The 11,566-nt window shown below is 36.0% G+C and carries 11 protein-coding genes and 1 pseudogene; 8 read left to right on the forward strand and 4 right to left on the reverse strand.

What is annotated here, in order from left to right:
* Window positions 1-430 precede the first annotated feature (430 nt).
* The 3 genes from IV57_RS13145 to IV57_RS05615 are packed head-to-tail and all read left to right on the forward strand — an operon-like array spanning window position 431 to window position 3,141.
* Window positions 431-574, forward strand: coding sequence for a hypothetical protein (locus tag IV57_RS13145; protein ID WP_157051913.1), 144 nt, complete (start codon window positions 431-433; stop codon window positions 572-574).
* A gap of 1 nt (window position 575) precedes the next feature.
* The gene (locus tag IV57_RS05610; protein ID WP_057880527.1) at window positions 576-926 is read left to right on the forward strand and encodes a hypothetical protein; all 351 of its coding nucleotides are present in this window, start codon (window positions 576-578) and stop codon (window positions 924-926) included.
* Between the two features lie 28 nt (window positions 927-954).
* On the forward strand, window positions 955-3,141 hold the full coding sequence (locus IV57_RS05615; protein ID WP_057880528.1) for a hypothetical protein: 2,187 nt from the start codon (window positions 955-957) through the stop codon (window positions 3,139-3,141).
* A 159-nt stretch (window positions 3,142-3,300) separates the two neighbouring features.
* On the opposite strand, the pseudogene IV57_RS12970 reads toward IV57_RS05615, so the two are convergent.
* A pseudogene (locus IV57_RS12970) lies at window positions 3,301-4,562 on the reverse strand (IS4 family transposase).
* Between the two features lie 369 nt (window positions 4,563-4,931).
* Between IV57_RS12970 and IV57_RS13365 the strand changes: the two are divergent.
* Window positions 4,932-5,150, forward strand: coding sequence for a group II intron maturase-specific domain-containing protein (locus tag IV57_RS13365; protein ID WP_420806319.1), 219 nt, complete (start codon window positions 4,932-4,934; stop codon window positions 5,148-5,150).
* A gap of 38 nt (window positions 5,151-5,188) precedes the next feature.
* Here the strand turns inward: IV57_RS13365 and IV57_RS05630 are convergent, their stop codons facing one another.
* Together IV57_RS05630 and IV57_RS05635 are read right to left on the reverse strand one after the other, a co-directional pair.
* Window positions 5,189-6,181, reverse strand: coding sequence for a sensor histidine kinase (locus IV57_RS05630; protein ID WP_057880529.1), 993 nt, complete (start codon window positions 6,179-6,181; stop codon window positions 5,189-5,191).
* 11 nt (window positions 6,182-6,192) lie between these two features.
* The gene (locus tag IV57_RS05635) at window positions 6,193-6,867 is read right to left on the reverse strand and encodes a response regulator transcription factor (protein ID WP_057880530.1); all 675 of its coding nucleotides are present in this window, start codon (window positions 6,865-6,867) and stop codon (window positions 6,193-6,195) included.
* Between the two features lie 78 nt (window positions 6,868-6,945).
* Between IV57_RS05635 and IV57_RS05640 the strand changes: the two genes are divergently transcribed.
* A complete protein-coding gene (locus tag IV57_RS05640) occupies window positions 6,946-7,716 on the forward strand; it encodes an ABC transporter ATP-binding protein (protein ID WP_083488906.1) in 771 nt (256 codons plus the stop codon).
* Window positions 7,697-9,697 carry an ABC transporter permease gene (locus IV57_RS05645; RefSeq protein WP_057880532.1) on the forward strand — a complete coding sequence of 667 codons (2,001 nt, stop codon included), beginning with the start codon at window positions 7,697-7,699 and terminating at the stop codon, window positions 9,695-9,697. Before IV57_RS05640 ends, IV57_RS05645 begins: the two co-directional genes overlap by 20 nt.
* Here the strand turns inward: IV57_RS05645 and IV57_RS05650 are convergent.
* Window positions 9,687-10,139: a hypothetical protein gene (locus tag IV57_RS05650; protein ID WP_057880533.1), complete on the reverse strand. Its 453-nt coding sequence runs from the start codon at window positions 10,137-10,139 to the stop codon at window positions 9,687-9,689. The genes IV57_RS05645 and IV57_RS05650 overlap by 11 nt on opposite strands.
* 44 nt (window positions 10,140-10,183) lie before the next feature.
* On the opposite strand from IV57_RS05650, the gene IV57_RS05655 reads away from it, so the two are divergent.
* Complete coding sequence (locus IV57_RS05655) at window positions 10,184-10,909, forward strand: MBL fold metallo-hydrolase (protein WP_057880534.1); 726 nt, start codon at window positions 10,184-10,186, stop codon at window positions 10,907-10,909.
* Window positions 10,910-11,166: 257 nt separating this feature from the next.
* Window positions 11,167-11,565 (forward strand): transcriptional regulator SpxA, encoded by a 399-nt coding sequence (gene spxA / locus IV57_RS05660; protein ID WP_057880535.1) that lies wholly within the window; start codon window positions 11,167-11,169, stop codon window positions 11,563-11,565.
* The last annotated feature ends 1 nt before the right edge of the window (window position 11,566 follow it).

The following is an 11,566-nucleotide window of genomic DNA, read 5'->3' on the forward strand; positions in this document are numbered from 1 at the left end:
TCGGTAATTAAAAATTACCTCCTACTCGATTTTTTCCATAATAATAACTGATCCGTGAATGCTCAATTTATATCAAAGATGATCATTATCACAGATAAAATAAAGCACCATGAGAATTAAAACGGTGATACGTTGTTGATATAGAAAAAGTCGTTTTTCTTATATTTTTTCTGTATTAATAACAAAAAAGCCAATAAATTATAACTTATGTCTGATTTCAGACTAAAACCAACAAATATATTCCTAAACAATTATCAAAAAAAAAATTTCCTTAACCATTGATATGGCAACTAATAATCACAATATGCAAAATTTATTTATATAACTTGAAATTGATAATGTTTAAAAAAATTGCATAATATTTGTGAAAGATATCGCTTACATAACATCTTTTTTAAAATAATATAATTTATAAGGGGCGTATATAGTTATGAAAAAGAATAAAGCCATTAAATTAGGGTTTGTAACTCTGTTCTCATCGATGGCGCTTGGTACTGCAATCGTCTACAGTCCTTCTATTGCTGATGCGGCTGATTTAGGAACACCTTTGCAGGCGACCCGGAACATTCCATAACATGGATACTTCCTTTATAGTTGGTACAACCTATATTGAAGTCGGCGGTGGAATATCCGATCAGACCGTTCAACCTGGACAAGCGGCTACTTTCGATTTAAAAGGTGACACAAGCACATTAACAGGGCTTATTAATCAAGGGCAAGCCAAAGTTCAATGGTATAAGAAGGCTCCCGGTACAACAAAAGAACAATACTTGGGACAATACTATACTGATTCTTACACAACAGATGCTACTGACGTAGCAGATAATGGCACACAATATCGTGCAAAAATAACTTTGAAAGATGGGTCTAACAGTAAAATGGTTTATACTAATTGGTCTACTTTATATGTTACTTATAGTAACTAAATAGGATTAACAAGGGAGGAGAAATAAAATGAAAGCGAGGAAAAATTTATCTAAAATAATTTGTATAATTATATTAATGATGAGTTTGATTGTTTCCCTTTCTCCGACCACCATTCAGGCTGCTGTTGATTCCAATTCAAAAGTGGAATCATCGAATAATGCGGTAAATCAAATAGTTCAAGCCTCTGCTCAAGCAAGTTACGAACGTGCTACCGATGTTTCGGACTTGACCTCGGTCTTCAATAAAACTGATGTCAGTCAGCCAGACAAGACTTCATTATTAAATGCTTTAACATCTCCTATAGTGATTATTACCAAATCAGATCCATCTGCTAGTGGAGTTACGAATGGACCCCCGTCATCTACCGGTGACGTTTATCTACAAGCTAATGTCTCTTATTTGGTCAGATCCTTTACGCAGGATACTAATGCTAATGCAGCTACCACGACAACAATTACATTACGTCGTACAAGTGACAATGGGGTAGCTAACGCAACAATCAATTCCTTTACAATTTATGATGGCGCAGATCATACTGGACCGACCGTTGCCAACATTGGTAAATCGAAAACTAATAAATGGGGCGATAAGGTCACGGTTCCAAACGATGATTCTAGAACTGCCATCGTAACTTCTAATATTAAGGGTGGAAGTAATCCTTATGCTTCCCGTGTGAACGGGGGAAGTATTGCATTGCAGGTAAACTTTAATAGTGCTAGCGGTGTTGGAGGTGCTACAGCTAACATTACAATTTTAGCTGCAAATGTTAAAGCAAATAATAACAATAGTGTAATTTTCAACGATACCATGATTCATTTTTGGATTGATGACACTTTACGTAAAAAGCTTATTACCGATACCATCGCCAAGGCTCAGGCTGAAGCTGGATCGTATACCCCAACCGTTACAGTTACTTGGCATGTTGTAAAGACGGATGGTCAAGATGATGGTGGCGACGATAGTACTAAAAGCACAATTGCTTCAACTATTGACACGACCGACCCAGATCAACTGGATTTGAATCCCGATGCTTTTGATTTTGATTATTCCTTCTATAGAGATGAACCAGGTAAGGATGGTACAGGGCCGCTCTATGTTTATGCGGATATTAGTATGAACTATATGACGAAGAAAAGTGGCGACATATTTGCAAAAAAACCGACACCAAAAGTTTATCACACCTTTATTGATAGTAACCCATATGCTGCAGCATCTGGTCCGAGTTCCCAAGAAGATGTTCCTGAAGTTTCAATGACAAATACAGTTAATAATAAAACAACTCCAGGAAATGACAGCACCACTCATGAAACCAATGATACGGTCGACCATACTATGGCTAACGACGCTATCTTATTCACATCTAATTTGACGGTTAAATTTGGTGATTACTCTTCTGGAGCCATTGTCGATGGAGTGTATAAAACCGAGATTCCTAAAGGTATGACAATTTCCGACGTTTCAATTGTGTCAGCGAATAACTCAACAACAACAAATCCGCAACCAATTCCGGATGATGATATTACGGTAGAAGACGATCCTAGCGACTCAAATAAGTCAATTTTAACGGCGAAAGAGATTTCATTACCAGAGACTAATAATAGTTCTGCTTCTCAGACAAACTATACTCTCACGTTCCATGGTCAAGCGCCAGCAGATTATGATAATTCGATAGCTTTCACTCCAACTTTTGATGGTAGTGGAGGTAATGACCATAGTGGTAATTCATTTCCAATTGATCAAGCTGTTGGTACGACAAACTTCATTAACTTCGATAAATCTGAGACAGGTGAACTGAAAATGGTACCGCAAGATATCGATTTCGGAACAATTAATTCACTAGTTGGAAAAGATACTCTTAAAAAACGTGTTACACCAAGTTCAAGTGAGAACGTTTTGGATGTCAGTGATAATCGTGCAGTCAAAAATGGTCAGACTGTAAGTATTTCAGCAACGGGTTTAGTCTTGGAGACAGACGGCTCAGTCAAGTTCCCAGGTAGTCTGGTTTTCCGTGATAAAGATGGTAACGACCAAACAGTTGATGATAATGGAAATGTTCCTATCAATATGACTCAAGATGGAGAAGCAGTTCCGTCAGTTCGCTGGTCGCCCAACGAAGGATTATTGCTAAAGATTCAAGGCAATAAGGTAATTCCACACGGAAAATATACGACAAAACTTAGTTGGAGTATAACTGATTCGGTGCCAAATATCTAAGGGTAGATATAACTGTAATTGATACCTGAATTCAGGAGAGAATACTAAACCTTCATTGAAGTAAACCTATTGGATAAATATCTAAAGGTTGAAAGTATAAAAATACTCTTCAATCATTGATCCTGTTGAAGTAAGATAATAAAATATAGATTTTTCATATCATGAAGCATTATCCAGAAGCCTGACAAGGCGATTGGGTAATGCTTTTATAAATTCGTCGAAAATCTTATCCAAAATAGATGAATCCATGCTTAATTTAGTGGTTAGACTATTTATTGTTTGAATCAACCAATTTAAGGCATCTGTAATATCAATATCAGGTAGATTTCTCCTATATATATATCCAAGCGTTCGCTCGTCGATATTCTCCCACTGGTTTAATGCTAGGATGTCATATCCTAGTGCAACCATAGCCATGTGTCCGCATAATCCGTCATAGTTCTGAATTTGAGTCTTATCAAATTGAAGATATTGTTTAGCCACTTTAAAGTAGTCTTCAATCTGCCAACGTCTATCGTACATTTGAATGATCTCGTCATAAACTTGTTTTAGTAGTACACAATACCAGATGGTTATTTTTATTTCCATGATTAGTTACAAAAACCAACTTAACAGGCATCGCTTGATCATCGACAGTAAAAGTAACCATTGAACTATATAGATACTTTTCTTTTGTGTACCATTTAGTACGACAAAGCGTTTCATAAAGTGTCTTCACATCCATTTGACGACCGCGATAGTGGAAGTATACTTTCTTAGTTCTCTTTAACATTCCTACACTAAATAATCCACGTTTTAATAATTTGTGAAACCTATGTGGAGAGCTGTACCAGCTATCGAACAAGACATACTTTGCCCTTATACTATTTTTTAAAACAGAATCTATTAACTCCAAAGCAACATCATTCATCTTTCGCTTAGCCTGTGTACGTCTTTGATACCCCAAAGAACGTTTATCAAAGTGTTTGAATACTCCAAGTTGGTTTTCTTTTTTTTGAAGATGACATTAATGCAAAATTTACAGGCAAAAAGGTATTTCCATCGCTCCAACCTATGGTTAAAGCATGGAACCCTTTAAAGTACATCTGTTTATCATGGTCAAAAACACGAGCCAACAGCTCGGTATTTTTAGAAAACTCACGTTTGAATAAAGAATCATCTACTATAAGTGCTTGACGTCTTCGCGGATCATTTAGACAATTTCTAACTGTCTTTTTAGAGAAGAGCTCACTTTCGTTAGCTCTAAATAATGAATATCTATTAAGAAGCGCATTCAATAGCCACTCCAAAAGAATAGTAACCTTTATTCCTTTGGATTTCTGTATATTTGAGGATCTTAAAACTTCGGACAAGCGTACCAATTTAGAAAAACGACCAAAAGAATGATGAATTGAAGTGGTTGAGTGTTGTAAAATAGACATGGATATGAATACTCCTTTGTATGTTTGGTTTCGACGCCTTAATTATACAAATGTGAATGAATTCATGTCTATTTTTGTACAATAAAACCCCGGCATGCCGGGGGTATTATGTAATATTCAACTTTCAACCTTTAGATTATCAACTAGGATAGCAACATCTTTAGTAGTGGTGCCGGAAGTCCGGCCTTTAGTTTTAATGTAGTTCTTTTCAATTCTGATATCTTTATCCGAAAAGTTATAAGAAAGCCCTTCTCGATGAATACCGTTGAGACAATCCCAAAACAGTCCGTAAAAATGTCATAGTACCAGAGTATTTGGTGATTCTAGGTAAGAAAAATTAATTTCTCAGCTATATTAACGGAAGTCTCGATGTTCTCCTTAAAGAAATCAATCAAAGAATGGGTGGAACTCAACTACTACGGAATTGGAAAGATGAAAATATTCATCTACAAGTTGGGTGAATGGCTTCGTTGTAGAATCAGGCAGTATATCTGGAAATCATGGAAGAAATCCAAAGCTAGAATCAAGAATTTGATAAAAATAGGTATGACAGGGGGATCAAGTAAGTATTTTCGCCAATACTCGTAAGGAATATTGGTGGACCACCGTATACGGGACCAAAGTAACTACTTATAATATGGCAGATCCAAAAAGGTAATAATAGTCTCAGTTCCTTGATCAGGCTGTGATCTAACTTGTACCGCATGACCTAATTTATCACTCATTTTTTTAACTAAGTAAAGGCCCATCCCAGTAGATTTACTACCTGATTTTCGACCATTGGAACCAGTGAACCCTTTATTAAAGATACGGCTGATATCCTGATTAGCAATCCCGATACCATTATCTTTGATATGTAACTGAATATTATTATCGGAGGTGGTGGTGAAAATATCAATTTTACCACCTTGATCAGTGTATTTTAAACTGTTAGAAATAACCTGATTAATAATAAAGCTTAACCATTTTTCATCGGTCAAAATTTTCTTTTCAGTCACATCAATGCTGATGCCGATTCGTTTACTGATGAAAAGACGTTTGTTAGTTCGGATGCAGGCTTTAACGATATCATTTAGATCTTGTTCTTGAATCAAATAATCGTTCGAGAAATTATTTAAACGAGCAAAGTACAAGGCTTGGTCAACTAGGTAATCGATTTGGTCAAGTTCTTCAGCAATTAGTTTGGGATCAAGATCATCATCTTGAGATAACTTTAATGCCGCTAGGGGAACCTTGATATCATGGACCCAAGACTCGGTGTATTCACGCTGATCTTTTTGATTCTGATATAATTCAGTCAGTTCATTACGATATTCTAAAGAGATATTATTGATTTTAGTCTGAATAAATTTTTGCTCGTTATTGCGAGCCCCAAAAAGTTCCTTGGAGAGGTCTTCTTGATAACTTTCCAGTTGATTGTACCAATTTCTCTTATGATTATAGGAAACGATTAAATTGGCAATTAGAAAAATCATCGCTAGGACCCAGGTATAAACGAGGGTCCCAGCATGGAAATGAACCCGTGGATCTAAAAAGAGCACCAGTTCAACAAAGGTCATCCCAACTAAGACGATTAAAATGGAGTAGATATGATCACGTAAGTATTTAAAAAATGTCATTTTTTACCTCGTTAGGGAATAATATATCCTTGACCTACTTTAGTTACAATATAATTTTTAAGGCCATATTTTTCAATTTTGCCACGAAGACGATTGATATTGACGGTTAAAGTATTATCGTCAACAAATCGTTCGTCATCCCACATGAAATTTAAAAGTTGTTCCCTAGTGACGATTTTACCTTGATCTTTTAACAAACGTTGTAATAATTTATATTCGTTTTTAGACAGGTCGATTTTATTGTCATCAATTTCAACGGTTCCACTGGAAAGATTTAATTTGAGTCCGTTGTGTTCGATCGTATCACTAGCGCTCTTAGTGAAATCGTAAGTGCGACGTAAAAGTGCATTGATCTTAGCTATCAAAATATCGATTGAGAAGGGTTTTTCGACGAAGTCATCGGCACCCATATTCATTGACATAATTTGATCCATATTTGAATTACGTGATGAAATAATAATAATTGGTGTTTTGGAGATCTTACGAATCTCTTGATTCCAATAATAACCGTCATAAACAGGTAGATTGATATCAAGTAAAACCAGATCAGGTTTATAATCGTTAAATTGTTTAATGATGTCATTGAAGTCCTCAGTGATATAAGAACTCATTTGCCACTTTTCAAGATTCTCGCTGATTAACTTAGAGATTGATGGATCATCTTCAATAATCATAATTTTAGCCATGATAAAATTCCCTCCGTGCTAGAATAAAGACACTATATAATATGATAACAATAATTAATTAACTATGGAGAAATTACTGTGCAAATTGCTGTAAAGAATATTTCGAAAGATTTTGGAAAAAAGAAAACGGCAGTCCATGCCATCAAAGATATTAGTCTAGAGGTTGAACAAGGCGAGTTCCTAGGAATCATGGGCCCTTCAGGTGCTGGGAAAACCACCTTGCTGAATATGATTTCAACCAATGCTCGCCCAGATCACGGTCAAATAATTATCGATGGTTTGGATCTGACCCAGTTCCATGATCGAGATCAGGCTAAATATCGCCGTAATAAAATGGGCTTTATTTATCAAAGCTTTGAATTGCTTGATTCTTTGAATGTGAAAGAAAACGTTATTTTACCACTTGCTTTAAATCGTTCCAATAAAAAACTGATCGAGGAACGCTTTACTTATATGATGAATCTTTTAAATATTGAAGAATTATCTGGTAGAGCAATTGATGAATTGTCATTAGGTCAAAGGCAAATTGTCGCGGCTGCGAGGGCATTGATCAATAATCCAGAGATTCTGTTTGCTGATGAACCGACGGGAAGTTTGGACTCAAAATCCGCAACGATCCTATTAAATTATATGCAAATGATCAATCAAAAAGAACGGACGACTATTTTGATGGCGACACACGATGCTTTTACGGCTAGTTATTGTAGTCGAGTGATTTTTGTTAAAGATGGGGTTGTTTTCTCAGAGATTGTTAATCCTGGTCAACGGGATAAATTCTTTGAACAGATCATCAATATGCAACGGACTATTGGGGGAGGTGACTACTTTAATGTATCGCAAAATTATTAGACGTAGCCTTTCCAATATGCGAGATAGCTATTTGATCTATATTCTTGCTTGTAGCTTTGCCATTGGCGTTTTTGGAATTCTGATCTCAATGGGGGACAATCCTTCGTTGAGAAATGCTTTGCGTTTGTGGGATACCTTTATTTATGACATTACCGTGACCATGAGTGGCCTGTTTGCCTTTTGTGCTTTTGTCTATATGATCTATGTTGGTGGTTTTTTTATCAAGCAGCAGCGTAATGAATTTTTGACCTTTGAAAAATTAGGAATGCCAAGATGGATCTTAGTTGCGATTGGCTTTTTTCAAACTGCAATTGTTCAAGCACTGGCTTGGTTGATTGGAATAGGTTTGACGCTGATATTTCAAAAATTTATGGGTATGATGTTGTTTTATTTGATGGGAGTTCGTTTTAACTTTGCCATGCATATCAGTTTGAATGATTTATGGTTATTGTTGGAGATCTTTGTTTTCTCAACTTTGGTCTTGAGTATCATCAATGCTATTAAAACAATGCGAATCTTACAAAAGAAACAACGCAAGGTCATCATCAAAACTCGTTGGTGGCTACGTATTCCAGCAGGAGCCTTTGGAATTTTATTGTTGTTTAGTGCCCAGATATGTACGTTCTATTTGTTTAAAGATATGCGGATGATCAGTTATTCATCCAAACCGTTGATTGAGATTGTTTATATCATGGGAGCCGATATTTTTGGGACTTATTTAGTTTATTTCGGATTTTTACCGACAATTCTCAATGTGATGCAAAAGATTCATTCGGTAGCTTATTCTGGGGTCAATATTTTTTCATTCAAATATATGAAGGAACGACTTTTTCAAAATATTTCGATCCTGTGGTTTGTAACGGAATTATCAGCTTTGGCTCTGGCTTTACTGACCTTTTGTTATTTTGGTTACCAAGCAGTACATCAAAATTATAACAGTGCCTATCCGTTTGAACTGGCAGCTAATAAGGATACGGTTAAGGTTATTCGTGAAGAATTGCAAAAAAATAACGCCAAGATCAAAGGGCGTTATAAGACGGAAGTCAAAATTAATTTGGTTTCTTATTATAGTAAATCGAATGAATCATATGTCCGTCAACCGATGACTTTTATGTCATATTCAGCCTATAAATCATTGCCTAAACGGATGCGCAAAGGCAATAGTAAAATTAATAGTCATCAATTTTTGAAGATTGATTATAATTCATCCTTGATGTATAACAATCCCACCAGTGAGCATAATATTGAAGTCAAGAATGCCCCGATGATTCAAGATGCCAAGATGGGATATTCTTTTCCATATGGTAGCTCAATGCATTTTGGACCCATGATGATCGTTCCTAACAAGTATTACCAAAAGATGCCCGCTGAGGTGAAAGATACTTTTTATGGTTGGGATTTCAAAAAAGGGGATCGACTTAGCCATGATCAATTGGAACGTTTAGGTGGTTATCGGGATGCCTATTATATGAAGGTTGATTTCAAATCATCACTAGAAAAATCCAATATTGAAGTTATGAAAAAGGAACCTAATAAGTATGAGGCTGCTACGTATACTCAGGCAGGTTTTTTACGCCAAGGTAATCTTAAGAAACGGTTTAACCAAGGTGGAGGCTTTTACCTCTTTATTGTCGCCCTGTTCAGTGTGGCGCTCTTGGTTGCTTTAGGCAGTGTTTTGACTTTGCGGGTACTCTTACGGGATGACTATCAATCCAGACAATTGCGGACACTCCAAAAAATTGGGGTCGAGGAGAGTGAGATCAAAGGAATTGTTCGTCGGGAAAATACCCTGACCTTCTTAATTCCGATAATCTTTGCCTTGATCCAATCATATACGTCCATTGCGATGTTTGATTTTGGTCATCATATGTCGAAAAATATTATCTTGATCTATGGTGGTTACGTAGTGTTGTATAGTCTATTTGGAGTTATTAGTTATCAAGTTTCATGGCGAGGTGTTAAACAGAAATTTAATCTATGACTGAATAAGCCTTGGAGAAAAAGCCAAAATCCTCTTCAGTGCTACCTTGGATTTGAGTTTGAATTTCGTCTTGGAGCATCTTTTGCCAAGCTTTGATTTGGCCAGTTTCAGTAAAAGTTTTAATAATTAAATATTCTCGTGGACTTTCCCTTTTTTGAAGGACGGCAGTTGATGTAGAATTAAAAGAGTATTGACGGGTACCGAAGAGTTTATCCTCGAATAACTTGGCCTGATCGGCGTTGAGTTTCAAATAGGTTAAAGAAAATAGATTCTTATTACGGTCGTAAACCCCGGTGATACTACGATATTGTGCAAATGTTGATAAATCTTTTATTAAAAGATGGTCTGCATTAGCATGAAATAAGGGTTTTAATAAAGTATCAGCAGAAGTTAGCTGACTCTTTAAAAAATTATATGTGCCTAGCTTTAATGTTATGTTCATAATTATTGAAATCCTTTCAACTTAAAAATTTTTGGAGGTTTTCTATGTTACTTACAGTATTGGGTTTTTATGGTGGTTACCCTCACAACGGGATCGGAACATCCGGCTATCTTTTACAAAATGACGACAAGAATTTGTTGATTGACTGCGGTAGTGGCGTACTGAATGCTTTAGCTAACTACATGCAACCAACAGAGCTTGATGCCGTTATTTTATCCCACTATCACCATGATCATACAGCAGATGTGGGTGTCTTGCAGTATGAATGGCTTGCTGCCAAAAAGAATCACCTACTACCTATTTATGGTCATACTCAAGATTTTGTCAACTATGCGCAACTGACAGTTGAGAATGCAACACAGGGAATCGCTTATAATGACTTCGAATCAAGTGATATCGAAGGCTTGAAGTTTGAATTTCTAAGAACAGTTCATCCTGTTCCAGCTTATGCAATGCGTATCACCGCCAAAGACGGTAAAGTTATCGTTTATACGGCAGATACAACATACTTTGATGGATTAGTTGATTTTGCAAAAGATGCAGATCTATTGATTGCTGATACTAATTTCCCTGAGGATGTAACAGGACGCAAGGCACATCTTAACACTAAAGAAGCAGGGACCCTAGCTAAACAAGCCAATGTAAAACGCTTGCTGATCAGTCATCTTCCACAAACAGTTGATGCTGAGACTATGTTAAGTCAGTCACAGAAGTATGCTGGTGATATTCCAGTTGTTCACGCATTCCAGGGACTCGAACTTAACGTCTAAGTGGAGATTGACCGTTAAGTTTTACATTGAAAGTGGTATAAATTATAACTTATGCAATAAATAAACTTATATTTATGTAATTTGTGAAAAAGTTACATAGATGGCTATTTGTCGGGTACGTGATTTCACAATTAACTAAATGTAGAACAAACATTCGTAACTTTTTATTGAAAAAGTATAGATTTTATAATTATAGTAAGTTACAATGTTCTTGTGTTTAAAATGTTTGATACTACACAGGAAAGGAGAGATTATATATGGTAACCATTTATACATCTCCAAGTTGCACATCATGTCGTAAAGCCAAGGCTTGGCTCGAGGATCATGACATTCCTTACAAAGAAAGAAACATTTATTCCGAACCTTTAAACAAGCAAGAAATTAAACAAGTTCTTCAAATGACTGAAAACGGAACAGAGGAAATTATCTCTACACGTTCAAAGGCATTCCAAAACCTTAAGGTTAATTTAGATGATCTAACAATTGATCAATTATTAGACTTAGTTCAATCAAACCCAGGTTTGTTGAAGCGTCCAATTATCATGGATGACAAACGTCTCCAAGTTGGCTTCAATGAAGACGAAATTAGAAGATTCTTGCCAAGAAGTGTCAGAACTATGGAACTTCAAAAGGCTCAACTAATGGCTGGCTTATAAA

Origin of the sequence: Companilactobacillus kimchiensis (genome assembly GCF_001438805.1) — a bacterium.
Classification (GTDB): Bacteria; Bacillota; Bacilli; order Lactobacillales; family Lactobacillaceae; genus Companilactobacillus; species Companilactobacillus kimchiensis.